The organism is Marinobacterium sedimentorum (assembly GCF_024267675.1).
GTDB lineage: Bacteria > Pseudomonadota > Gammaproteobacteria > Pseudomonadales > Balneatricaceae > Marinobacterium_A > Marinobacterium_A sedimentorum.
Genome location: NZ_JALDYX010000005.1, coordinates 22,264 through 46,568, shown reverse-complemented (window position 1 = coordinate 46,568; position 24,305 = coordinate 22,264). Strand labels below are relative to the sequence as shown.

Below are 24,305 nucleotides of genomic sequence, written 5' to 3'. Positions count from 1 at the left end.
TTTCCTGTTATGGCCTCATTATTTGATCCGGTAAAAATTGGAGCGATCGAACTAAACAGCCGTGTTGTCATGGCACCCTTGACCCGGTGCCGGGCAGAAGAGGGCCGGGTCCCCGGTGAACTGATGCTGGAGTATTACAGCCAGCGTGCCAGCGCAGGTCTTATCATTACCGAAGCCACCGCCGTGACCCCCATGGGTGTGGGTTATCCCGATACGCCAGGGATCTGGAACCAGGCCCAGATTGGCGGCTGGCGGCGCATCACAGACGCGGTGCACGCCAAAGGCGGCAAGATCGTCTTGCAGTTATGGCATGTGGGGCGTGTGTCTGACCCCATGTATCTGGATGGCGCCTTGCCGGTAGCGCCGAGCGCCATAGCGCCGGCCGGGCATGTCAGTCTGGTACGGCCCGAGCGTCCCTTTACGACGCCGCGGGCGCTGGAAACCGAAGAGATTGCAGATATCGTGGAAGCCTTCCGACAGGGGGCTGAGAATGCCCAGGCGGCCGGCTTTGATGGTGTGGAAATCCATGCCGCCAACGGCTATCTGATCGATCAGTTCCTGCAGGACAGCAGCAACAAGCGTACCGATGCCTACGGCGGCCCGGTGGAGAACCGCGTCCGGCTGTTGCTGGAGATTACTGATGCGGTGCTCAGCGTCTGGGACGCAGGCCGGGTGGGCGTACATCTGTCGCCCCGTGGCGATGCCCATGATATGGGCGATTCGGATCCGGCGGCGGTGTTTGGCCATGTTGCCACGGCACTGTCGGCGCGGGGTATCGCCTTTATCTGCGCCCGCGAGGCAGAAGGTGAAGACAGCCTGGTACCGACACTGAAGACGCTGTTCAGCGGCGCTTTTATTGCCAACGAGCGTTTTACCGGCGAGAGCGCCAATGCCTGGATCGAGGATGGCCGGGTAGATGCGGTGGCTTTTGGCGTGCCCTTTATTGCCAACCCGGATTTGCCGCTGCGCCTGCGCCAGCAGGCACCCTTGAATACAGCGGACAGCAGCACCTTTTATGGCTCGGGTGCCGAGGGTTATACCAGCTATCCGGCCATCTAACAGCCTGCCAAGGCTTCGCCGGCAGCGGCAGCCTGTCGGACTTGACCGGTCGTAGCGAGGGAATGGCCGTTTTAAGTCAGTTTTTGGGCTTTTTTAAGGCGAATAGTGGTTCTATTTAACGAAAAAGAGTACGAAAAATGGCCAAAATCGGCGTTTCCGCAGTGGATCAGTGTTAAGTCCGACAGGCTGCTAGCAGCACCTATACTCACTGACAGGCGTAATAGTCAGGTCGGGAGTGTCCATGGACGCAATGGTGCTGGGATTGACGTTGTTTTTCGGCGTGCATGCGCTGCCGCTGTTGGCCGGTGTGCGGCAGCAGCTGATCGGGGTGTTTGGGCGTTGGTTCTACCTGGGGCTCTTTTCGCTCGGTTCGCTGACCGGGTTAAGCCTGATGTTGCAGGGGTATCAGCAGATCGAGGGAAAAATCCTCTGGCCGGCGGTGGGATTTGGCCACCCCCTGGCCGTTGCGCTGATGCCCCTGGCACTGATTCTGATCATCGCGGCCTATCTGCCGACCTTCATCAAACGCAAAGTACGCCACCCGATGCTGATTGGTGTGGCGCTCTGGGCCGCAGTACACCTGCTGGCCAATGGCGACCTGGCATCGACTCTGTTGTTCGCTCCCTTCCTGGCCTATTCGCTAGTCGACATGCTGCTGACCAAAGCGCGCAAGACACTGATACCGGTGCGCAAACCGCAGCTGTACTACGACATTCTTGCGGTAATCTTCGGCCTGATGGCCTACGGCGCGCTACTGCTCAGCCACGGCCACCTGTTCGGTGCTGCGCTGCTTTGACCTGCGGCGGGCGACCCCTGGCGACTTAGCCAAGAGTCACCCATGGTGTTACAGCGTGCCCGGAAAGGCACCACCATCGAGCAGAATATTCTGGCCGACGATAAAGCCCGCCTGGGCGCTGCACAGAAAAGCACAGGCGGCGCCGAATTCCTCCGGATTGCCAAAGCGCTTGCTGGGGTTATTGTCCTTGCGGGCCTGGCGCACCTGTTCCAGCGACTGGCCGCTGGCCTTGACGGCACCGGCCAGGGTGGCATTGAGGCGGTCGGTTTCAAACGGGCCTGGTAGCAGGTTGTTGATGGTGACATTGTGCTCGGCCACCTGACGCGACAGGCCGGCGACAAAGCCGGTGAGGCCGGTACGGGCGCCGTTTGAGAGCCCAAGCGCCGGAATCGGCGCCTTGACCGCGCCCGAGGTGATATTGACGATACGGCCGAAGCCGCGCTCGATCATGCCGTCGATCACCGCCTTGATCAGCTGAATCGGAGTCACCATGTTGTTTTGCAGCGCCTGATGCCAGTCGCCGTCGCCCCAGGTGCGAAAGTCACCCGGCGGCGGGCCGCCGGCGTTGTTCACCAGAATATCCGGCGCGGGGCAGGCGGCCAGCACGGCATCGCGGCCTTCGGTGGTGGTAATGTCACCGGCGATGGCCGTGACCTGCACGCCGTAACGGCTGCGAATATCGGCGGCGGTCTGTTCCAGTACTTCGCTGGTGCGGGCATTGATCACCAGATGAACACCTTCCGCGGCGAGGGCTTCGGCGCAGGCGCGGCCAAGGCCTTTGGATGCGGCGCAGACGATGGCGGTACGACCGGCAATATGCAGATCCATAGATTCCCCTTCTGAGTGTTAACGCCGGCAGACGGCTCCGGCTCCTAGGCCATCATAAACCGCTGGTGCGGCATCCGCGAGACTGAAAAGTCGCGTCCCTCTACGGCATGGCTTCAGCCGATCAGGCCCTGGTCGCGCAAACGGCGACAGTCCTGCGGCGACAGTCCGAGCTGCTGTTCCAGTACCTGATCGGTGTGCTGCCCCAGCAGCGGCGGTGCGCTGCTGGCGTTCAGGGGCTGGCCGTTAAAGCGGATGGGGTTGCCAACCATAGGCACGGCGCCACCGGACGCGTGGGGCAGGTCGAACTTCAGGCTGCGATGCTGCACCTGAGGATCGTCGAACACCTGTTGCAGATTGTTGATCGGGCCGCAGGGCACGCCGGCGGCCTCCAGCGCACTCAGCCAGTCGGCCGTGCTGCGTGTGGCCATGCGAGCCTGCAGCAGTGGCACAAGGCTGTCACGGTGCTCAACCCGGGTCTGGTTGCAGGCAAAGCGCGGGTCTGCGGTTAACTCCTGGCAGCCTGCGGTAGCGCAGAAACGGCCAAACTGGGCATCATTGCCCACCGCCAGAATCAGGTGGCCATCAAGGGTGGCAAAGGCCTGGTAGGGCACGATGTTGGGATGGGCATTGCCCAGGCGTGTCGGCGGCTGGCCGGAACAGAGGTAATTCATTGACTGGTTGGCCAGCACCGCGACCTGCACATCGAGCAGGGCCAGGTCGATATGGGTGCCTGTGCCGCTCTGCTGGCGCGCAAAGAGAGCTGCCATGATGGCATTGGCGGCGTACATGCCGGTGAAAATATCGGCGAAGGCGACCCCCACCTTGACGGGTCCGCCACCGGGCTCGCTGTCCGGCAGGCCGGTGAGGCTCATAAGCCCGCCCATGCCCTGAATCATGAAATCGTAACCGGCCCTGTGGGCGTAGGGCCCGTCCTGACCAAAACCGGTGATCGAGCAGTAGATCAGATCCGGCCTGTCGGCCTTGAGGCTGTCGTAGTCCAGGCCATAGCGTTTCAGGCCGCCGACCTTGAAGTTCTCCAGCAACATATCGCAGTCCTGCAGCAGCTGTTTGACCAGCTGCTGACCTTCGGGCCTGGCGATATCGATGGCAACCGACGACTTGCCGCGATTGGCGCTGAGGTAATAGGCCGCCTCGGTGCTGCCTTCAAGCCAGGGCGGCCCCCAGGCGCGGGTGTCATCGCCGCGCCCGGGGCGCTCGATCTTGATCACTTCAGCTCCCAGGTCTGCCAGCTGCTGGCTGCACCAGGGGCCGGCCAGAACACGGGACAGATCCAGCACACGGATGCCTTTGAGGGGCTTTGGGCTCATGGATGCGGCTCCTTGTTCGCAGGGCGGTGGATTAGCAGAACGCCTGAATGCCGGTCTGGGCACGGCCCAGGATCAGTGCATGCACATCGTGGGTGCCCTCGTAGGTGTTCACCGACTCCAGGTTGACCATGTGGCGGATAACGCCAAACTCGTCCGATACACCATTGCCGCCGTGCATGTCCCGCGACACCCGGGCGATATCCAGTGCCTTGCCACAGTTGTTGCGCTTGATCAGGGATACCATTTCCGGTGCGCCCTGACCTGTATCCAGCAGACGGCCGACCTGCAGTGCCGCCTGCAGCCCCAGGGTGATTTCGGTCTGCATGTTGGCGAGTTTCAGCTGAATCAGCTGGTTGGCCGCCAGGGGCCGGCCGAACTGGGTGCGATCCAGGCAGTACTGGCGCGCGGCATGCCAGCAGAATTCCGCCGCCCCCATGACACCCCAGGCGATACCGTAGCGCGCCTTGTTCAGGCAGCCGAAGGGGCCGCTGAGACCGCTGGCGTCGGGCAGCAGGTTTTCGTCCGGTACAAAGGCCTCATCCAGCACGATTTCGCCGGTGACAGAGGCCCGCAGGCTGACCTTGCCCTCGATCTTGGGCGTGCTGAAGCCCTCGGTTTCACGCTCGACGATAAAGCCCTTGATCTTGCCGTCGTGGGCGTCGGACTTGGCCCAGACCACGGCCAGGTCGGCGATGGGGCTGTTGGTAATCCACATCTTCTGGCCGCTGAGACGATAGCCGCCCTCGACCTTTTTGGCCCGCGTAATCATCGAGCCCGGGTCCGAGCCATGGTTGGGCTCGGTCAGGCCGAAGCAGCCGACCCATTCGCCACTGGCAAGTTTTGGCAGGTATTTCTGCTTCTGCGCCTCAGATCCATAGGTTTCGATGGGGTACATCACCAGGGAGGACTGCACGCTCATGGCCGAGCGGTAGCCGGAATCGACACGCTCTACCTCGCGGGCGATAAGGCCGTAGCCCACCTGGCTCAGGCCGCTGCCGCCGTACTGCGGATCGACACAGGCGCCGAGCAGCCCCAGGGCTCCCATCTCCCGCATGATTTCACGCTCGAAGTGCTCATGGCGAAAGGCTTGCAGTACCCGCGGCTGCAGCTGCTCCTGACAGTAGTCATGGGCCATGTCGCGGATCTGGCGCTCTTCTTCGTTAAGCTGCTGGTCGATCAGCAGAGGGTCCTGCCAGTTGAAGCTGCTGTGCTGTGCCATGGTATCGCTCTCCTGGGTCAAGTATCGGGCTGGTTGAGTAGCATAAAACTATAATAGTCTATTTATTGCAATAAATAGGTTAATTAAACTTTTATGCCCAAGCTGGGGCGTCCGTGGCAGAATAGACGACCACCCACAAAGACACCTTTATGAACAACGATAGTGCAGCTTTCACCCCCAGCCGACGAATCAAGCGTGCCGACCAGATCGTCGATTCGATCAAGCGCTGGGTCGTGGTCAATGGCAAGCAGCCCGGCGAGCGCCTGCCCAACGAACGGGAGCTTATGGCCCAGTTTGACTGTGCCAAGGGCACGGTGCGCGAAGCGCTGAAGTCACTGGAAGTGCAGGGCCTGATCAGTATCCGCACCGGGCCCAACGGTGGCGCGGTGCTGGTGTCGGTACCCTATGATCTGGCCAGCCAGCTGCTGCGCAATTTCCTGCATTTCGAACAGCCCAGCGGGCCGGATATCTATGCGCTGCGCACCCTGGTGGAGCCGGAAATCGCCGCCCAGGTGACGCCTCTGCTGAGCGAGGATGACCTCGACCGGCTGGATTCACTGGTGGAGCGCTGTGCACAGCCTGCGGCGGACTTTGAGGAGCGTATCGAGCAGCGTATCGCCGAGCTTGAATTTCATGTGGTGCTGGCCGAGCGCTGTACCAACCCGCTGCTGGCCTTTATTGGCCGCTTTCTGAATGACCTGATCCGGGATCTGGTGATTTTCAAGAAGGCGCGCCTGCCGGAGCAGCGCGAGTTCTCCTGCGCCAACCTGGATTATCATCGCCAGCTGATGGACGCCTTTCGCGCCCGCGATGCCGAAAAGGCGAGAGCGCTGATGCTGACGCACATGCGCTCGGCCGAGCACTTCAATATTGAGCTGCAGGGCCAGCTTGAACAACGCATGCTGATGATGGAGTGAGTAGGGCGGGCTGAAGTACGGCCCTAATGACATCGATGGGGCCGTCGACGGGGCCTTCAGGCGCTCATCGACGCACAGGATTGGTGATTATCACGTCACTTGTTCCTCACCAGTTCCAGCGCTTCGACCAGCGTGGGGCTGAAACTCAGCTGGCCCTCGATCGGGCGGATGCCCGCTCGGGCCAGGGCTTTAAGCGGCTGAAACTGCAGATCGGCGATTAGCAATTCAATGTTGCTCGAGTGGCAGCTGGCGATAAATTTTTCCAGCGCCGCCAGTCCGCCGGCATCCAGCATGGGTACGCCATCCAGATACAGCAGTACCCCCCGGTTATAGCGGCTCAGCAGTTCCAGTTCGGAAAAGACCCGGTCTGCGGCCGCGAAGAACAGGGGGCCATTGATTTTGTACAGTGACCAGTTCTGGGGCAAGGGTTCCGGCACCAGCCGGCGATTGCCGCTGATCTCGCTGACCTTTGTCATGGCGGCAAGGTCACGTACAAACAGCAGCGAGGCCAGCACGATGCCGGTACCGATCGCAATCACCATATCGAACAGCACGGTGAGGGACAGGCAGACCGCCAGTACCAGAATATCGCCCATCGGCGCCTTGCGTATCAGTGCCACCACTTTGTGGGCCTCGCTCATGTTCCAGGCCACCATCAACAACATTGCGGCCATTGATGCCATCGGTAGCCAGGACAGCAGCGGGGCGAAGGCCAGCAGGGTCGCCATGACCACCAGTGCATGAATCATTGCAGCTACAGGACTCTGGGCCCCGGCTCGGTAGTTGGCCGCTGAGCGTGCGATTGCCGCCGTGGCGGTAATACCCCCAAAGAACGGCGCGATCAGGTTGCCGATACCCTGTCCCAGTAACTCGGAATTGGCGTTATGGCGCCGGCCGGTCATGCCATCCAGCACCACGGCACAGAGCAGTGATTCGATGGCGCCGAGCATGGCGATGGTGAAGGCCGCCGGCAGCAGTGTCCGTATGACGTCGAAGGACCATTCAAGTGGCGCTCCTGCAGGGCCCGGTCGCAACCAGGGCCATTCGAACGAAGGCAGGACCGGTGGAATGCCCTGGCCACTGGTGCCGTCGGCAAGCAGATAACTGAAGCGCGTACCTATGGTGTCGACCTCAAAGCCAAAGGCACCGAGCAGCAATGACAGCGCAACGCCGAGCACCAGCGCCGGCAGATGTCCTGGTACGGGTAACCGCAGACGGGGCCAGAGAATCATCAGGCCGAGGGTCGAGGCCCCGACCAGCAGACTGGCAGGATCCAGCTGGGGTAATGACAACAGCAGGGTTTCAACCTTGGCAAGCCAGGACTCTGGCAACACATCAAGATCGAGTCCGAAGAAATCCCTGATCTGCAGCGTGGCGATAACGATGGCAATACCGGAGGTGAAACCCAGGGTTACCGGTTCCGGAATGTACTCGATCAGGCGTCCGAGGCGCGCCAGCGCCAGTGCCACCATGATCAGTCCGGCCATCAGGGTGGCGACGAGCAGGCCACTGAGACCGAACTGCTGGGTGATCGGGTAAAGGATCACGACGAAAGCGGCCGTCGGTCCCGAAATGCTGTACCTTGAGCCGCCGGTCAGGGCGATGAAAAAGCCGGCCACCATGGCTGAGTAGAGGCCATATTGCGGGGCGACGCCGCTGGCGATTGCCAGTGCCATCGCCAGCGGTATGGCGATGATGCCCAGGGTGATACCGGCAATGACATCCTTGGAAAAACGTTGTGTTGAATAGGATTCTGCAAAACAACTTTCGCGCAGGGCGTTGCAGATCCGCAGCGAGAACAGGTGAGCGCGATGTGGCATATGCTGGCACATCCTTTTATAGCAAAGGTTAAAGACACACAGTGTAAGGGGAATAAGCCGTCCGCTACAATCGCGGCGATAGTATAGGTACGGGTGATTTAGCGGTTGGGCAGGAGCATATTCCATGCAGCAGCCCCGCCGGGCTTGCACTTTTCCTGCAGCGCATTTCAATCCTGCACCCTTTGCAGGCGGCATTCCGGCAGAGCGATGCCGAAAAGGCCCTGCGGCTGGTGGCGGAGCAGATACCCCTGAAGGTCACCTGATGCCGGATCATATCCACATGTGTATCAGCATCCCGCCGAAGTACTCAGTATCCAATGTGGCTGGCTACCTCAAGGGCAAAAGTGCAATCGCCATCGCCAGGCAGTTCAAAGGTCGCCAGCGAAATGTCAATGGCGAGAACTTAAGCCTGCGGCGATGCCGGACGTACCTTAACTGTATCGGGCGTCGCCAGGAGGCGGCGAACACCCGGGGTGCGAGACGCTGTTACAATGAGTGCGAAGCTTTACGCATGTTATTGCCCGCAGGGAGAAATGCATGGCAGGGGACATTCCCAATCCTGTTCGTTACGATCCGCGCCTTGATGTGTTCTGTTGCGAACAGCGCCTTTTTGGGCTGCGTTACTGCAAGCGTTTCGTTTCGGCCGAGGATGCCTTGCTGTATGTGCGGGAAAATACGGCGTCCTGTCCGATGCTGCAGCCACATCTGCTGACACTGAACGATTACCACTATGGTCGCTGGGCCCGTCAGCTGGAGGCCGTGGAGCGCCATCCGGTGACGTTGCGTGCCAGCAAGGCGGTCTGGCTATTGCATCTGCTGGCGATCTTGCTGTGCGTACCTCTGGTGCGTTCCATGACCGGCACGACAACCTGGCAGGTGCCGGATCTGCTGTTGAACCCCCTGCGTTACCTGGTGGATCTGCTGTCGGTCTCCTGGCACTGGAAGGCGCAACTGTCGCTGTTCTGGCTGCTGCTGATCCCCATGATGCTGCTGGCGTTTTCGCTGTCCCGCGTTCTGGTGCATCGCCTCCGGGAGGCGGATCTGCGCCTTGAGCTGCGCATTATTCTGCTGTGGTCGCTACCGCTGCTGTACCTGTTGCTTTACCTGATGGCCTACATAGTCGCGGGGCTGCTGCAGGGGCGCTGATTCGATCGCCGCTGAGTCGCCTTCAGTTGCGCGTCACATCGGGTCTGCGCATTACATTCAGGGTGGCATCCCATTCAGGCAGAGCCCGCCATGGGCGGCATCAGGTCGCTGTAGCAGGCGCCGTTGAGCGGATCCGATACCTTGACGTCAACCAGCAGCACCTGCCCGGCATCCAGTGCCAGGCTCAGGGTGACGCAGCGCTGACCGCTACCGATATCGAGGTAGGGTGTCGAGCGCAGGATGCGGCTCTGGTAATCGGTCGACCCGATCAGCTGATAAAAGTATGGCCGCCAGCTCCAGTTGTTGCCGATGACGCTGGCATCGGCTTGCCAGGTACCATCGTCAAAATAGTAATTGGGCGAGGTCTGATCGCCGTTGCGGTTACAGATATAGAAGCGCTGCAGGTTGGGCGCGGGATGATAGTTCTTCAGTGCGCTGGCGCCCTTGCCGGTGACGAGCAGGTCGCGCAGCGCCAGCAGGCTGCTGTGCAAGCTCTTTTCCTGCCATTGCCAGCGCGCCGTATGCTCGACGGTCATATCCAGATGTTGATTCAGCAACCGCTTGACCTTGTCCACGGTGGCGTTAGTGTCGATAAAGTCGGGCAGCGCCGGTTCAAACAGGTAGCCCTGCACGTAGCTCGCATTGCAATGCAGCGCCAGGTAAAAATCATCTGCCGTTTCAACCCCTTCGCAAATGATCTTGCTGCCCAGCTGAGTGCCCATCTGCCCGACCATCTGCAGAATTGCACCCTTATGGATGCCGCATGCACCGCTATGGAACATGCGCAGGTCCAGCTTGATCAGGTCGGGGGTGAAGGCCAGCAGGCGGTCGATCTGTTGAAAACCGGTGCCGAAGTCGTCGTATGCCACGCGTACACCGGCATTACGATAGTGTTCCGCGCGCTGGCGTATGAGGTCGATATTGCCGTTATGTTCGGTGATCTCCAGTACCACCCGGGTAGGCGAGAGCCCCGCCTCATTGATCATGGTCAGGGTGGGTTGGTCGTCCAGGGTATTAAGGCTGTCGATCCATTCCGGTGACAGGTTGAGGCTCAGAAACTGTGTATCTGCAAGCGCGCTGAAGCGTTTTAGCGCCTGGCGGCGCACGCTGCGATCGACCTCCAGCCGCTCCTGCGCCGAGCGGCCGGGGTCGCTGAATATGTCGGCGGCCGACTCAACCTGACCTGTGGGGCCGGTGCGCCGCGCCAGAGCCTCGAAGCCGGCTACCCTGCCACTGGCGATCTCGATAATGGGCTGAAACCAGGGAAATACCGTCTGACTCATAACGACCTCTCAATACTGTGTGCACTGTTTAGGCAATCACTGTGCCAAGGTGAGCGGTAATCGCACCAAGGTGGTTCCTGAGGGCATCATCCACTGGTTAGTATGGCACCGTTTTGGGTCGGTTCAGGCCAGGCTGCGGCGCCTCAGCGTGCGTGCCGTATCCTGTTGCGGCAGCGATCGCGAGGCGCTTTGGGCGGCGGCGGGAAAAATGACATCTTCGCTTTGGCTGGGCCTGGGGATAGGTAATAATGACGGCTGTTTTTAGCGTAATGAGTCCGTACTGAAAATGCTTTCAGGGAACAAAGCCAAGGTCGCCATGGATACCGTTCAACCCCGGGGGATACCGGATTCCGGCCGTCTGGAACGGTACGCGCTGGAGCCCGCGAGGGGGCCCGAGCTGCTTTTTTTTACCGGCGGCTCCGCGCTCGATAGCACCAGCCGGGCACTGAAACGCTATACCCATAATTCGACACACCTTGTGACCCCCTATGATTCGGGGGGCAGCTCGGCCATATTGCGCAAGGCGTTTTCGATGCCGGCCATTGGTGATTTGCGCAGTCGGCTGATGTCGCTGGCCGACGAGCGGGTGACGGGGCATCCGGAAGGCGTGCGGTTGTTTGCACACCGCCTGTCCAAGAATGCCGGTGCCCCGCAGCTGCGGGCGGAGCTGGACAGCATTATCGCCGGTGAGCATCCGCTGGCGGCGGTTGTCGATGAGCAGACCCGGGACCTGATCTGCATCCAGCTTCAAGCCTGCCGCGAGGCCATGGCCGAGGATTTTGACCTGCGTGGCGCCAGCATTGGCAACCTGGTGCTGGCGGGCACCTATCTGCGCAATGCCAAGAATCTGGATGCAGCCATCGCCGAGTTTGCCCGCCATGCCCAGGTGCTGGGCGAAGTGCATACCGTGACCAACGACAACTACCATCTGGTGGCGCATCTGGACGACGGCTCCCGGGTGATAGGCGAACATCTGATCACGGGCCTGGATCTGGCGGCCAGGAATGCGGTGATCGAGCAGCTGAGCCTGAGTCACTCGCAGGATGAATGGCAGCCGGTGCAGTCGGTGCTGCCCGAGTCCCGCCAGCGCATGATTGCCGCCGCCGAGCTGATCTGTTTTCCGCCCGGCAGTTTTTATACCAGCGTGCTGGCCAACCTGCTGCCCCGCGGCGCCGGCCGCGCAATTGCCGCCAGTGCAGCGCCCAAGGTCTATGTGCCGAGCCTGGGGACTGACCCGGAACAGCACGGCATCAGCCTGACGGAGTCCGTGCGGCGCCTGCTGGCGATGCTGTGCCAGGATTGTGAGCCGCCGGTGCCGGTGTCGCAACTGTTGAACTATGTGCTGATCGACAGCCGTAATGGGCACTATAACGGTGGTATTGATGTCCCGGCGCTGCAGGCCCTGGGCGTACAGGTGCTGGATCTGCCGCTGGTGTCGGCGCAGAGCGCACCCCTGGCCGATGCGCAGCTGCTGAGCGAAGCGCTGCTGTCCTTGAGCTGAATCGCCCGATGGGCACATGCCGGCATCGGTTGGATCAAGGAATAGAGTCAAGGGATAGGGATGCAGCCCGGTGATGGGCAACAGTGCGCTTGATTAAATGTCCTCCTTTGTCGCTAGCTCATCAAGGCCGAGTGGCCTCAGGGGCCGCCGTAGCTGACGCACAACTGAAATCCTACAACAGCCTGTAGCGTCACGCCATTGAGCCCGCCGGGCTTTGTCACGTTTTAGTTCGGCTATAGTTGAGCTATTAAATCGAGCTGCCAAGCCCGGCAAAACACAGCCACCAAGAGGAGAAGTCCGATGCCCGTTGTAGCCGAGTCGGCCATGGAGCAACTGGACGACAGTGCGCTGGGCCAGGCGCTGGTCAGGGCCGGGCGTTTGTCGGAAGCTGACTTGCTGAGAGTCGAGCGCATGCGCGGCAGTCAGCCGGAGGCGGCGCCACTGTCAGCCTTGCTGGTGAAGCTCGGGCTGGTGTCCGAACGCAATATGGCGGCCAGCCTGGCCGAATTGCTGCACCTGCCGCTGGCGCAGGCGGCGGACTATCCAGAGGTTGCGGTGCTGGACGCTGGCCTGTCGTACCGCTTTATGAAGGAGTCGCAGTTGATCCCGCTGCGCCGGGAGGAGGATGACACCCTGGTGATGGCCATGGTTTGTCCGCAGGATACATTTGCCCGGGATGCGGTGGCACTGGCGGTGGATGCGCCCATTAGCGTGGTGGTGGGTGTCGGATCCGAGATCGATGCGGCACTGGAGCGGCTGCACGGTGAGGGCCAGAGCCAGATGGGGGGCATTCTGTCCGAGGTGGCCCCCAGCGAGGATGCCGAGGAAAGTGTCGAGCTGCTGATGGACATGGCCAGCGGCGCCCCTGTGATACGGCTGGTCAATCTGATTATTCAGCGGGCCGTCGAGGCGCGGGCGTCGGATATTCATATCGAACCCTTCGAAAACAGCCTCAAGGTGCGTTTTCGCATCGATGGAGTGCTCAAGGAGGGCGAAGCGCCGCCGGTAAAAATGTCCCCGGCGGTCATCTCACGTATCAAGATCATGGCGCGGCTGAATATCGCCGAGCGGCGTCTGCCCCAGGACGGTCGCATAGAACTGCGGGTGCAGGGGCAGGACCTGGATGTGCGTGTCTCCACTGTCCCCACCATGCACGGGGAGAGCGTGGTGATGCGTCTGCTGAACCGCGAAAGTGTGTCGCTGGATTTTGTCGAGCTGGGGTTTTCCGAGGACATCCGCAGGGACCTGGAGCAGCTGCTGAAAATTCCCAACGGCATGATCCTGGTGACGGGCCCCACCGGCAGCGGCAAAACCACCACCCTCTATACCGCCATGCACCGCCTGAATACGCCGGAACGCAAGCTGATCACGGTGGAAGATCCGGTGGAGTACCAGCTCGAGGGTATTAACCAGATCCAGGTGAAATCGTCCATTGGTCTGAATTTCGCCAGCGCACTGCGTTCCATAGTGCGGCAGGACCCCGATGTCATCATGGTAGGCGAGATGCGCGACCTGGAAACCGCCCGTATCTGTATTCAGTCGGCCCTTACCGGTCATCTGGTGCTGTCCACGCTGCACACCAACGATGCCGCCAGCAGCGTGACCCGCTTGCTGGAAATGGGCGTAGAGGACTACCTGCTGACCTCGACCCTGAATGCAATTGTCGGCCAGCGTCTGGTGCGATTGCTGTGCACGCACTGCAAGGAGGCCTACGAACCCCTGGCTGAAGTGACCCGGGAGCTGAAACTCGAGGCCCTGAATGGAGGCCGACCGGTGCGGCTGTACAGGGCCCGGGGGTGCGAGCACTGCCAGGGCACAGGTTTCCATGGCCGGCTGGTGATCCATGAGCTGCTGATGATGAATGATGAAGTGCGCCGTCTGGCGCTGCAGCATGCGGATTCGGGGCGGATTCTGCAGGCCGCCCGGGCCGCCGGCATGCGCACCCTGTACGAGGATGGCTGCCTGAAAGCGCTGGCGGGCCTGACCAATCTCGAAGAAGTGATTCGCGTCACCCAGGAGTCCTGAGTCATGCCGCAGTTTCAGTACCGGGCGGTTACGGCAGAAGGCGAGGAGCGTAGCGGTGCGCTGGAAGCCGCCGATCAGACCCTGGCGGTGCAGCAGCTGCAGCGCGGCGGCCTGATCCCCATCTCGGTGGAAGAGGCGGGCAGCGGTACAGGCTTTGCATCGCTGCTGCAGTTGAAACTGACGCTGGGGGCGTCGTCACAGCGCCAGGTGCTGCAGTTCAGTCTGGATCTCGCGACCCTGATGCGTGCAGGCGTCACCCTGGACCGGGCGCTGGATATCATGCGCCGCGTTACCGGTGACGAGCAGTCGCTGGCGCTGCTGGTGCGGATTCAGGACGGGGTGCGCAAGGGGCAGGCGTTGTCGGTGGTGCTGAAAGAGCAGGGGGGGCGTTTCTCGCGCTTTTATATCAGCATGGTGCATGCGGCCGAGATGTCCGGCAATCTGGCGGATGGCCTGGGCGACCTGGCGCTCTATCTTGAGCGCAGCCGCGAATTGCGCGAAAAGACCCTGTCGGCGCTGCTGTATCCGCTGATCCTGCTGTGCGTGGCCGGGCTCTCGCTGCTGGTGATTCTGACCTATGTGATCCCGCAGTTTCAGCAATTGTTCGATGATATGGGCAAGGCGCTGCCGCTGTCGACCCAGATCGTGATCGGCCTGGCCGAGCTGGTGCGCGATGGCGGGCCCTGGGTGCTGTTATTGCTGATCCTGTTTGCGCTCTGGTTTCGCCGTCGCTTGCAGAATGCCCAGGTGCGTCTGCGCTGGGATGCCTGGCTGTTGCGCCTGCCGCTGGCAGGTAGCTTGCTGCAGCGTCTGGATACGGCCCGTTTCAGTCGCAGCCTGGGGACCCTGGTGCGCGGCGGCGTGCCCTTGCTGACGGCGCTGCAGATTGCACGGGAAACGCTTTCAAACAGCATGATGGTGCAGGGCGCTGATACCGCCGCGGTGAGCCTGAAGGAGGGCCGCCGTCTTGCCGAGCCGCTGCAGGCCACCGGCGTGTTTCCGACCCTGGCGCTGCAGATGATCCAGGTGGGTGAGGAAACAGGCCAACTCGATGACATGCTGCTCAAGGTGGCGGATGTCTATGATCGCGAGGTGGCCAATGCCCTGCAGCGCATGCTGACCATTCTGGAGCCCGTACTGATCGTGGGGCTCGGGCTGATGATCGCTGGTATTATCCTGTCGATCCTGGTTGCGATCATGTCGATCAATGAGTTGCCGCTCTGACCCCTGCCACTTGATATCTGAGGACTGCTAATCGTGAGTATGATTGTCATCCAAGCAAAGTCCCCCACTGTCTCTGCCGTCGCCCGGCGTGGGGTCGCGGGTTTTACGCTGCTTGAACTGCTGGTGGTGCTGGTGATCCTCGGGTTACTGGCGAGCCTGGTCGGCCCGCAGGTGCTGAAGCATCTGGGCACCTCGAAAACCAAAACAGCGGCGTTGCAGATCGAAGAACTGGGGGCTGCACTGGATCTGTACCGGCTTGAAGTGGGCCGTTACCCCACCGGTAGCGAGGGGCTGGATGCGCTGATCCAGAAACCCTCCAGTGCGCCGAACTGGAATGGCCCCTATCTGAAGAAAACCGTGGTGCGCAAGGATCCCTGGGGCTATGACTATGTCTATGTCTTTCCGGGTCAGCACGGCGAATTTGATCTTTACTCTCTGGGTGCTGATAACCGCGATGGCGGTGATGGGGAGAATCAGGATGTGCGCAGCTGGGAATAACGCCTGGGTGCCTGCGTGAAAGCCGCCGCCCAGGCCGGTTTTACGCTGCTGGAACTGCTGGTGGTGCTGGTGCTGGCCACCCTGATGCTGAGTCTGGTGGTGCCGCGCTTTGCCGCCGTGGTGCCTGGGGTTGAGCTTAAAAGCACGGCCCAGAAAACGGCGTCCCTGCTGCGCCATGCCCGCAGCCGGGCGATGGCGGAAAGCCGCCTGATCGCCATTGAGCTCGATGCGCAGGTTCACGCGCTGCGCCTGAGCCATAGTGATGCTCCCGTTGTTCTGCCAGACAGCATAGAACTGACCCTCAGTGATACCGGCAGTCTGGCGCTGGGGTCAGAAATTCTGTCTCCACTGAGCCTGGACGCCTCGGTGCCTGGACCCAGCATACGGTTTTATCCCGATGGCAGTTCAAGCGGCGGCAGTCTGGTGCTGAGCGGCCCGTCCGGGCACTACCGGATCGACGTCGACTGGCTGACCGGCCGGGTGCATATTGATGATGGGATCCCGGTGGAGGCAGCACCCCATGGCTAGTTCCTTTAACGCTCGATTCGGTGGCCGGGGCGCTGGCAGCCAGGGCGGCTTTACGCTGCTGGAAGTGCTGGTCGCCTTTGTGGTACTGGCGTTGTCGCTGGGTGTCATTCTGCAGATTTTCTCTCTGACCATGCGCACCACCGACAGCGCCAGTGCACAGCAGCAGGCGCTGTTGCTGGCCGAGTCACGTCTGGCGGAACTTTCGAGCCTGAACGAGCTGCGTTCCGGGCGCGATCAGGGGCGTATCGATGATCGCTTCGACTGGACCTCGAAGGTCGAACGCTTTGAGTTTCCTGACCAAGATCCGGCGCTGGAGTCCCTCTGGGTGCCCTATAAAGTCGATGTGACGGTGCACTGGGATGGCAATCAGGAGCTCACCCTGACCACCCTGCGCCTGGTCAACGAGCAATGAAGGCCCCCAGAGTGTACGGGCGTCAAAACCGGGGTTTCACGCTGGTGGAGCTGCTGATCGCATTGCTGCTGACCGGGCTGGTGGCGATGCTGGTGTTTGGCGCCTTTCGCATCGCCACAGGCAGCTGGGAACGGGTGATCCGGAAGCAGGAGCGGGCGCACGAAAGCTATCTGGTGCAGAGCTTTGTGCGTCGTCTGCTGGAGCAGGCGCAGCCCTTGCGCGTGCGGGATATCGAAACGCGGCTGTCGGTTGCCATGTACGGTGACGAACAGCAGCTGACCTTCGTTACCGAACTGCCAACGCCCCGGGGCCTGGCGCAACTTTACTGGTGTCAGCTGCGGGTGAAGGATCCGGATAACGGCGAGCCCCGCCAGTTGATCATGACAACGCGGGCCTACACCGAAGGTGAGGTGATCGACTGGCGGAACCCGCTTGAGTCCACCGGCGAGGGTATCAACGGCGGGCAGATTGCCCTTAGCGAACCTGAAGAGAGAGTGTTGTTACAGGGCGTCGCCGAGATTGAACTGGAGTATCTCTATTACGATGAGAGTGATCAGCCCGAGTGGCGCCGGGAGTGGCAGGAGCAATCAGTATTACCTTATCTGGTGCGTCTGCGTGTATTGCCTGAGGATGCCGATGGCCTGGTGGGCGAGGCTGTTACCGCGTTCTGGCCGCAGCTGACGGTGTCACCGACGGAGTACCGCTATGGCGGCAAAACCCTGTTGTAACCAGTCCGGACCTGTTTGGGCTGGCAGTTATCAGCGGGGCCTGGCGCTGGTCGCCGTGCTCTGGGTGCTGGTGCTGCTGTCGCTGCTGGCGGCCAACCTGTCCCAGGGCAGTCGCAGCAATGCCCAGCTGGCGCAGAACCTGGTGGCGGCGACTCAGGGCAAGTATGCCAGTGAGGCCGGCATGCAGTGGGCGCTGTGGAATTTGCAGCAGCCGCCAGAGGAACGGTGGCTGGCCGATGGCAGTGTCCAGCTGCTGTTGCTGGATGATATCCCGGTACGGGTGGCGCTGCAGGATGAGAGCGGCAAGATCGATCTGAATGCAGCTCCGGTCGAATTGCTGGGCGGGCTCTTCCTTGCCGCAGAGCTGGATAATGCCACGGCGGATGCATTGGCCGATGCGATTATGGATTGGCGTGACGATGACGACCTGCGTCGCCTCAACGGTGCTGAGGACGATGACTATCTGGCCGCGGGCCGGGAGTATGGGGCCAAGGATGCAGCCTTTGAAAGGGTCGAGGAGCTGCAACGGGTGCTGGGCATGACGGCGGACATCTACCGCCGCGTCAAGGGCAGCCTGACCGTTTTCAATGGCCTGCCGGCCATCAATCCACTGTACGCGCCGCGACTGGCATTGCTGGCATTACCCGGTGCGGATGAGGGCACGGTGGAGCAGTATATCGAGCAGCGGCGGCGCAACCGCGTCGATGGGCTCGAAGCGCCGGAACCGCCGTTGCCAGAGTCGCCTTATCTATCAGTTGGGCGCGAGGGCGCCAACTACACTGTGCTGGCCGAAGCCGAGGTTGGCCCGGTGGTGCGGGCGCGTTTCAGTGCCCAGATTCAGCGTCGCGGCCGTTCGGCTCAGGGGCTGAGCCGAATACAGCGCGAAACGGAACCGCTGTTTGAAGAGGACGGCATGTAAAAAGCCCCTTGTGGGAGCCCCCCGGGAGAATGGCGCTGATATAAAACCCTGCACCAGGGAGCATTCGCCCACAGAGTAGGCTCCCACAGGGAAAAGCGAAATCGTGGGAGCCCCCCGGGCGAATCAATTAATTTACCAGGGCAAGGATCGCCATGGCACAGTCTGATCGATTACGCATTGGGCGCTATTCGGTACCGGGGCAGGTTTATCTCATCACAGCGGTCTGCTGGCAGCGGCGTGAGGTCTTTGCTGAATTCCTTTCGGCACGTGAGGTGGTGAATGCGCTACGAGATGTCGAGCCGTCAGCCTCGACGCTTTGTTTTGTTGTCATGGCAGACCATTTGCACTGGCTGATGCAGCTGGAGCCGCAGGCAGAACTTTCGGCGACGGTGCGACTAGTGAAAAACCTGACAACGAGGCGTATTCGTATTCGGTTGGGAGAGACTGCACCGATATGGCAACGAGGCTTTTACGACAGGCAAATGCGTCGGGAGGAGGACCTGGCAGCAATGGCACGATACGTAGTGGCGAATCCGGTGCGCGCGGGCTTGGTTCGTTCGGTGCGCGAGTACAGCTTTTGGGATGCGGTATGGTTTGAGTATTGGTTGTACTGGGGCTGTAAACTTGTGGGAGCCCGGTCCCCGGGCGAATCTTGCGATGTAGCGAGCATTCGCCCACAGAGTGGGCTCCTACAGGGGACAAAAGTTGTGGCGGAGCATTGCTGTGGGAGCCCGGTCTCCGGGCGAATCTCTCGATGCAGAGGGCGAAAAGGAGTCTTCTAAATATCGCCCACCGAGCGGGCCTCTACGCCTAATATGAACTAGGCTCAACAAATAATTATTTTAGTAATAAGGAGGTATCGGTGATCGATACAACCGGTAGCCGATTTCAGCGTTGGCAAGAGGGGCTTTTTCAGCCTCTGTCCGGTTTTTGGTATTGGTGGAGCGCCGAGCTGCGTGGGCTGCTGCCGGCCAGCTGGCGCCGGCGTTTCAGTGTTACGGCACTGGTGCTGCGTATCGAGCAGCCGGACAATCCGCAGCTGGTGGTGCTGGATAATGACGAAGAAGTCTATCGCGTGCCGCTGGATGCTGCCCCTGCGCCGCAACTGCGACAGCAACTGATGCAGATGGCGAGCGATGCCGGGCATACCCTGCTGCAGCTGGATACCCGCAGCATCTTGCACAAGGTGTTGACCCTGCCGGCGGTGACCGAATCGCGCCTTGAGTCGGTGCTGGGATTCGAGATGGATCGCCACACGCCCTTTAGCGCCGATGAGGTTTACTACGGTTACCGGGTCGCTCGGCGCGACAGCGCGAATCAGCGCATCCTGGTGGATCTGTATCTGTTGCCGCGTAGCCGCCTGGATAGGCTGCTGCAGCAGCTGCAAAACTTTGGCATCCTACCCACCGCAGTCTTCCCCCTTGATGTCGTTACGCCCAGCGCATTGGAAAGCCAGACCCTTAACCTGCTGCCCAGGCAGCAGCGCTCCAGCGCCGGTCAGCAGCGTCAGCGTTCACTGCGTAATCGTATTCTGGTGTCGGTTGTTTTGCTGGCGCTGCTGGCGGGCTTTCCGTTGTATGAGCGCTCGGAGCGGGTGGCCCGCCTCGAGGCTGCGCTGGAGCAGCCCCGCAGCCAGGCACAGCGTGCTCAGCAGGTGCGCGCAGAAATCGATACGCTGGTCGATGGGCGGCAATTTCTGGGGCGTAAAAAGGCGGCTCAGGTGCCGGCATTGCTTATCCTTGATGAGCTGACGCGCCTGCTGCCGGACAATACCTGGCTGAGTCGCTTTGAGCTGAATGGCCAGGTTCTGCGAATTCAGGGCGAGTCGGGCAGTGCTTCATCGCTTATCGGGTTGCTGGAAGGTTCCGAGTTGTTCATGACGGTGGATTTCACCTCCCCGGTGACCATCAATCCGCGCAGCCGTCGCGAGCGCTTCAGTATTGAGGCGCGTCTGGAAACCGGTGCCGGCGCAAATCCAGCCGGGCCTGAAACGGGGGCCGCGCTATGACTCGCCTGAGCCCGCAACGCAGTCGCCTGCTGGCGGTGGGGCTGCTGCTGATACTGGCGCTGCTTTTGATCCTGCTTGTCAAACCGGTGCTGGGCAGTTATTTGAGCTACGGTGAGCGCATCGAGTCGCTGGAAAATCAGCTGTCGATCTATCAGCGTCTGGCGGCGGGGCTCGCCGATGACGAGGCGCGCCTGGCAACCTTGCGGGCGACGGAACCGGTCACCGACCTTTATCTGCCACAGAACAAGCCGGCGCTGGCGGCGGCGCATTTGCAGCAGTATCTGCACAGCCAGGTCGGCCGTGGTGGCGGCCAGGTTATCAGTACCCAGATTCTGACATCGGGCGAGGCGGGGCCTTTGCAAACTATCGCCATTCAGGTTCACATGCGCGGCGAGCTCGATGATCTGGTCAACCTGTTTTATAGCCTGGAATCCGGCAAGCCGGCGCTGTTCGCCGAGAACATCACCATACTGGCCAATCCGCGCCGACAAAGCCGGGTGGCACGCAGAAATAACCGCCGGGTTGAAGTACAGGCCGTGCCGGCACTGGATATTCGCTTTGACCTGACTGGCTTTGCAGCGCGGGAAAAAACACCATGATCATGTGGCGCAGTTACCTTAATGCTCTGGCCCTGGCACTGTTGGTACTGCTGGTATCGACGTCGCTGATGGCCGCGCAGGAGACAGATAAGGCACTGCCGACTGCGGTACCGCAGCCTCAGCAGTCAGAGGCCGATGCGTCTGAATCCATGCCGCTTGAAAATGACCAGGCGGAAAACGGGCAGGCAGAGCCCGAGGTGCTGGAAGGCGACACCGGTGCACTGCCGCCGTTTCCGCCGCGCAGTCAGTTTGACGAAATGCTGGAGCGCCCCCTGTTTACCTCGAGTCGCAGGCCCCAGGCCGGCGAGTCCAGCGGCGGCTCGGCCCAGGAACTACGGGAAACCTGGAAACTGACCGGCATCGTGCTGGTGGGTGACGAGGTGCGTGCGCTGTTCAAGGAGCGCAATGGCGAACGCCGTCTGCGGCTGGGTACCGGCATGCCACTGGATGCCAACTGGGTGCTGGAAGAAATTAATCGGGAAACGGTCGTCATGGGCTCGGGGGACGAGCAGGTGACGCTGGAACTGCTGGAACCCAGAGACAGCACACCGGTGGCCGTGCCCGAACAGGCGACGCCGGCCCGTGCTGATAGCGAGGCCGCGCCGCTGGATGACCGCACCCGTGAAGCCTCGCGCCAGCTGGAACAGGAAGCCGAATCCGTGAAGGAGACTACTCAATGAGTAATGCCATCAAAACCGCGCTGCTGCTGGTCTCCTGCCTGGCACTGAGTGCCTGCGCCCTGCAAGACATGCAGAATCCGGATGCGCTCGATAATCCCTGGCGCAATCCGGATGCCCAGGGCCCCGCCGGGCCCAGCGGGGCCAGTGCGGTGAGCCGCAAGGTGCTGGATACTTCGGCAGAACCGACGCGTTTTGCCGCCGAGGCCGGTGTCCCACAGGGCCAGGATGCACCGCGCACCGAGCTGTACGGCGGCAATGGCGTGTTTTTCGATATCGGCAGTGACGACAAGGGGGCGCCGGCAGAGGGGGATATCACCTTCAACTTTCAGGGTGCCGAGATCAGCGAGGTGGTGAAAACCATTCTGGGGGATATCCTGCAGGCCAATTACATTCTGGATGATCAGGTGCGCGGCGTGGTCAACATGCAGACCAGCCGGCCGATCAGCCGCGATGCGCTGGTGCCGACGCTCGAAAAGCTGCTGCAGGTGAACGGTGCGGCGCTAATCGATCGAAACGGCTTTTACGAAGTGGTGCCCATCGACAGCCTTAACGGTGGCGCCATTAGCCTGCGGGGCAATCTGAGCGCGGATCGTGGCTACCAGATACTGGTGGTGCCGCTGCGCTATATCGGCGCCCAGGAAATGCTCAAGATACTGGAGCCGCTAAAGCCACGCCAGGGCATGATGGAAGCCGATGAGCGGCGCAATCTGCTGGTGCTGGGCGGTACTCAGGGCGAGCTGGTGAGCCTGCGCGACACTATTAAAACCTTCGATGTGGATCAGCTGCAGGGCATGTCGGTGGGCCTGTTCCGGCTGCAGTCGGTGGATGCCGAGGTGCTGGTGGCGGAGCTTGGTGCCATCTTTGGCGATGCGGCCGACGGGCCCCTGGCAGGCATGGTGCGTTTCATGCCTATCGAACGGCTCAATGCGCTGCTGGTGATTACCGCACAGCGCAAATATCTGTCGGATGCCAAAACCTGGATCACCCGGCTGGACCGCAGCGAAGGCGCTCAGGGGCTGGGCATGTATGTCTATTACGTGCAGAACGGCCGGGCAGAAAACATGGCCGATATGCTCGGGCAGCTGTTTGATGGTCAGCGGCGCAATCGTCAGGCCCGCGAGGCGGATGCCGCCCGCAGGCCTGACGCCGCCACAGCCGCGGCGCCGGATGCCGATGCAGATGGAACCGTTACAAGGGCTGAAGCCAGCGCAGGCCCCGCCAACATCGATGTGGGTGAGGTGAGCATTATCGCCGACAACGAAAACAACGCGCTGCTGATCATGTCGTCCCCCGGCGATTACGACAAGGTGTACAAGGCCATACAGAAGCTGGATGTGCTGCCGCTGCAGGTGCTGGTTGAGGCCACCATTGTTGAGGTCTCGCTGGAAGATGAACTGCAATACGGCCTGCAATGGTTCTTCAAAAACCATCTGGGCAACGGTACCAGAGGAGTCGGTACTGTCGGGCAAAGTCCGATTTCCTCGGCGGCCAATGTGATCGGCAGCGGCAGCTACGAAGTGATCAGCGGCGCCAGCACCCGGGCCTTGCTGAATGTACTGGCGACGGATTCACGCCTCAATGTGGTGTCTTCGCCCACCCTGATGGTGCTGGACAACCACACCGCCGAGATCAAGGTGGGTGATCAGGTGCCGATTCAGACCTCATCCACCACCAACACCAGCAGTGACCTTGGGAATACCACCAGCACAATTCAGTACCGTGATACCGGCGTACTGCTGGAAGTGACACCGCGGGTGAATGCCGGTGGCATGGTGGTGCTGGATATCACCCAGGAAGTGAACGATGTTGATCGCACCACCAGTTCGGGTATTGACTCGCCCACCATTATTCAGCGCCGCGTGAATACCAGCGTTGCCGTGCAAAGCGGCGAAACCCTGGTGCTCGGCGGCCTGATCAAGGAAAACCGCACCTACAGCGGAGAAGGCATCCCCTATCTGCGGCATGTACCACTGCTGGGCTGGGCCTTCGGCAGCCGCGGCAAGAGCACCCAGCGCACCGAACTGGTGGTCATGATTACGCCCACGGCTGTCACTGATACGGCAGATGCGCGGGAGGTCACGCGCGAATACCGCAACAAGCTGCGTGGTCTTGAGTTGAATTCCAGACCCATGGATAGAGGCGAACGCGCCTATTAACCGGGAGGAGGTCTCTTTGTCGCGGTTCAATGAACCACTACAGTGATTCATTGACTGGGCAGATACATGAAGGGAAATGAGGAGCAGGGGGCGCTCAACTAAGGACAGGCTCAGGCATTCTCGTCCCAGAGTACAACCCTGGGGTAGCGGCCCTGTTCGCTGAGGGCGTCGCCGTCGGATGGGGGCGGAGCGTTGAAATAGTCGGGCAGAGCAAAGGCGTCGTCGGCATTTGCCCGCCCTGCTGCGGCAGGCGTTGTGGCCTGGGCGCCTTCGTCCTTGCGAATCCGTTCCCTTAGCAGTCGACTGCGGTAGTAGTGGCTTTTGGAACGGCTCATGTTAGGGCTCATGTTGGTCAGGTTGCGACTCGTGCAGCCTGAGGTGTCAGATCTGGATAACGGTTGATCCGGCGCCGACTTATCCTGTTTAACTTTTTGTTCGATTCCAGTTGTCCGGAAAAAATCCCGAACGGGTCTTGTGATTAACACAACGGGGCGCAGAATTCAGACCCTAAGATAAGTAGGCACATTTCACGCCAATTTTTTAACCGATTGATCAGTATTGGTTTTTTATTGTGACCATATTTTTAAAGTGATAAATCTGTAAAGAAGCCGAAACACTAGGCCGAATGGCT

23 protein-coding genes and 1 pseudogene are annotated in these 24,305 nt (G+C 60.9%); 18 read left to right on the top strand and 6 right to left on the bottom strand.

Annotation, left to right across the window (positions count from 1 at the left end; all coding sequences use genetic code 11):
• Window positions 1-9: 9 nt before the first annotated feature.
• Together MRS74_RS06740 and MRS74_RS06735 are read left to right on the top strand one after the other, a co-directional pair.
• Window positions 10-1,059 carry an alkene reductase gene (locus MRS74_RS06740; protein ID WP_254579510.1) on the top strand — a complete coding sequence of 350 codons (1,050 nt, stop codon included), beginning with the start codon at window positions 10-12 and terminating at the stop codon, window positions 1,057-1,059.
• 241 nt (window positions 1,060-1,300) lie between these two features.
• Entirely contained in the window at window positions 1,301-1,855 is a 555-nt protein-coding gene (locus MRS74_RS06735; protein WP_254579509.1) for an NnrU family protein, read from the top strand.
• Between the two features lie 48 nt (window positions 1,856-1,903).
• On the opposite strand, the gene MRS74_RS06730 is transcribed toward MRS74_RS06735, so the two are convergent.
• The 3 genes from MRS74_RS06730 to MRS74_RS06720 form a co-directional block, all read right to left on the bottom strand.
• On the bottom strand, window positions 1,904-2,683 hold the full coding sequence (locus MRS74_RS06730) for an SDR family oxidoreductase (protein WP_254579508.1): 780 nt from the start codon (window positions 2,681-2,683) through the stop codon (window positions 1,904-1,906).
• A gap of 113 nt (window positions 2,684-2,796) precedes the next feature.
• Window positions 2,797-4,011: a CaiB/BaiF CoA transferase family protein gene (locus tag MRS74_RS06725; protein ID WP_254579507.1), complete on the bottom strand. Its 1,215-nt coding sequence runs from the start codon at window positions 4,009-4,011 to the stop codon at window positions 2,797-2,799.
• 31 nt (window positions 4,012-4,042) lie between these two features.
• Window positions 4,043-5,230 (bottom strand): acyl-CoA dehydrogenase, encoded by a 1,188-nt coding sequence (locus tag MRS74_RS06720; RefSeq protein WP_254579506.1) that lies wholly within the window; start codon window positions 5,228-5,230, stop codon window positions 4,043-4,045.
• Between the two features lie 149 nt (window positions 5,231-5,379).
• Between MRS74_RS06720 and MRS74_RS06715 the strand changes: the two genes are divergently transcribed.
• Complete coding sequence (locus tag MRS74_RS06715) at window positions 5,380-6,147, top strand: FadR/GntR family transcriptional regulator (RefSeq protein WP_254579505.1); 768 nt, start codon at window positions 5,380-5,382, stop codon at window positions 6,145-6,147.
• A gap of 95 nt (window positions 6,148-6,242) precedes the next feature.
• Here MRS74_RS06715 and dauA read toward each other — a convergent pair whose 3' ends face one another.
• Window positions 6,243-7,967, bottom strand: a complete 1,725-nt coding sequence (gene dauA / locus MRS74_RS06710; RefSeq protein ID WP_254579504.1) for a C4-dicarboxylic acid transporter DauA — start codon at window positions 7,965-7,967, stop codon at window positions 6,243-6,245.
• Between the two features lie 250 nt (window positions 7,968-8,217).
• Between dauA and MRS74_RS06705 the strand changes: the two are divergent.
• Window positions 8,218-8,320, top strand: a pseudogene (locus MRS74_RS06705) (transposase); the annotation flags it as partial.
• A 184-nt stretch (window positions 8,321-8,504) separates the two neighbouring features.
• Entirely contained in the window at window positions 8,505-9,113 is a 609-nt protein-coding gene (locus MRS74_RS06700; protein WP_254579625.1) for a hypothetical protein, read from the top strand.
• A gap of 74 nt (window positions 9,114-9,187) precedes the next feature.
• On the opposite strand, the gene MRS74_RS06695 is transcribed toward MRS74_RS06700, so the two are convergent.
• Complete coding sequence (locus MRS74_RS06695; protein ID WP_254579503.1) at window positions 9,188-10,396, bottom strand: EAL domain-containing protein; 1,209 nt, start codon at window positions 10,394-10,396, stop codon at window positions 9,188-9,190.
• A gap of 316 nt (window positions 10,397-10,712) precedes the next feature.
• On the opposite strand from MRS74_RS06695, the gene MRS74_RS06690 reads away from it, so the two are divergent.
• The 13 genes from MRS74_RS06690 to gspD all read left to right on the top strand — a co-directional run bounded on the left by MRS74_RS06690 (window position 10,713) and on the right by gspD (window position 23,674).
• Window positions 10,713-11,897, top strand: a complete 1,185-nt coding sequence (locus tag MRS74_RS06690; RefSeq protein WP_254579502.1) for a GAK system CofD-like protein — start codon at window positions 10,713-10,715, stop codon at window positions 11,895-11,897.
• Window positions 11,898-12,197: 300 nt separating this feature from the next.
• The gene (gene gspE / locus MRS74_RS06685) at window positions 12,198-13,922 is read left to right on the top strand and encodes a type II secretion system ATPase GspE (RefSeq protein ID WP_254579501.1); all 1,725 of its coding nucleotides are present in this window, start codon (window positions 12,198-12,200) and stop codon (window positions 13,920-13,922) included.
• Window positions 13,923-13,925: 3 nt separating this feature from the next.
• Entirely contained in the window at window positions 13,926-15,146 is a 1,221-nt protein-coding gene (locus MRS74_RS06680) for a type II secretion system F family protein (RefSeq protein WP_254579500.1), read from the top strand.
• A 39-nt stretch (window positions 15,147-15,185) separates the two neighbouring features.
• Window positions 15,186-15,644 (top strand): type II secretion system major pseudopilin GspG, encoded by a 459-nt coding sequence (gene gspG, locus MRS74_RS06675; protein ID WP_254579618.1) that lies wholly within the window; start codon window positions 15,186-15,188, stop codon window positions 15,642-15,644.
• A 15-nt stretch (window positions 15,645-15,659) separates the two neighbouring features.
• Window positions 15,660-16,172 carry a GspH/FimT family protein gene (locus tag MRS74_RS06670; RefSeq protein ID WP_254579499.1) on the top strand — a complete coding sequence of 171 codons (513 nt, stop codon included), beginning with the start codon at window positions 15,660-15,662 and terminating at the stop codon, window positions 16,170-16,172.
• Complete coding sequence (locus tag MRS74_RS06665; RefSeq protein WP_254579498.1) at window positions 16,165-16,584, top strand: type IV pilus modification PilV family protein; 420 nt, start codon at window positions 16,165-16,167, stop codon at window positions 16,582-16,584. Before MRS74_RS06670 ends, MRS74_RS06665 begins: the two co-directional genes overlap by 8 nt.
• Window positions 16,581-17,312, top strand: coding sequence for a prepilin-type N-terminal cleavage/methylation domain-containing protein (locus MRS74_RS06660; protein ID WP_254579497.1), 732 nt, complete (start codon window positions 16,581-16,583; stop codon window positions 17,310-17,312). The genes MRS74_RS06665 and MRS74_RS06660 overlap by 4 nt, the downstream gene beginning before the upstream one ends.
• A complete protein-coding gene (locus MRS74_RS06655) occupies window positions 17,290-18,231 on the top strand; it encodes a type II secretion system minor pseudopilin (protein WP_254579496.1) in 942 nt (313 codons plus the stop codon). Before MRS74_RS06660 ends, MRS74_RS06655 begins: the two co-directional genes overlap by 23 nt.
• 152 nt (window positions 18,232-18,383) lie before the next feature.
• Window positions 18,384-19,013, top strand: a complete 630-nt coding sequence (locus MRS74_RS06650; protein WP_254579495.1) for an REP-associated tyrosine transposase — start codon at window positions 18,384-18,386, stop codon at window positions 19,011-19,013.
• A gap of 80 nt (window positions 19,014-19,093) precedes the next feature.
• Window positions 19,094-20,239, top strand: coding sequence for a PilN domain-containing protein (locus tag MRS74_RS06645; RefSeq protein WP_254579494.1), 1,146 nt, complete (start codon window positions 19,094-19,096; stop codon window positions 20,237-20,239).
• The gene (gene gspM, locus MRS74_RS06640; RefSeq protein ID WP_254579493.1) at window positions 20,236-20,838 is read left to right on the top strand and encodes a type II secretion system protein GspM; all 603 of its coding nucleotides are present in this window, start codon (window positions 20,236-20,238) and stop codon (window positions 20,836-20,838) included. Before MRS74_RS06645 ends, gspM begins: the two co-directional genes overlap by 4 nt.
• Window positions 20,835-21,518, top strand: a complete 684-nt coding sequence (locus tag MRS74_RS06635) for a hypothetical protein (protein ID WP_254579492.1) — start codon at window positions 20,835-20,837, stop codon at window positions 21,516-21,518. The genes gspM and MRS74_RS06635 overlap by 4 nt, the downstream gene beginning before the upstream one ends.
• The gene (gene gspD / locus MRS74_RS06630) at window positions 21,515-23,674 is read left to right on the top strand and encodes a type II secretion system secretin GspD (protein ID WP_254579491.1); all 2,160 of its coding nucleotides are present in this window, start codon (window positions 21,515-21,517) and stop codon (window positions 23,672-23,674) included. Before MRS74_RS06635 ends, gspD begins: the two co-directional genes overlap by 4 nt.
• A 110-nt stretch (window positions 23,675-23,784) precedes the next feature.
• On the opposite strand, the gene MRS74_RS06625 is transcribed toward gspD, so the two are convergent.
• Window positions 23,785-24,009 (bottom strand): hypothetical protein, encoded by a 225-nt coding sequence (locus tag MRS74_RS06625; RefSeq protein ID WP_254579490.1) that lies wholly within the window; start codon window positions 24,007-24,009, stop codon window positions 23,785-23,787.
• Window positions 24,010-24,305: the final 296 nt, after the last annotated feature.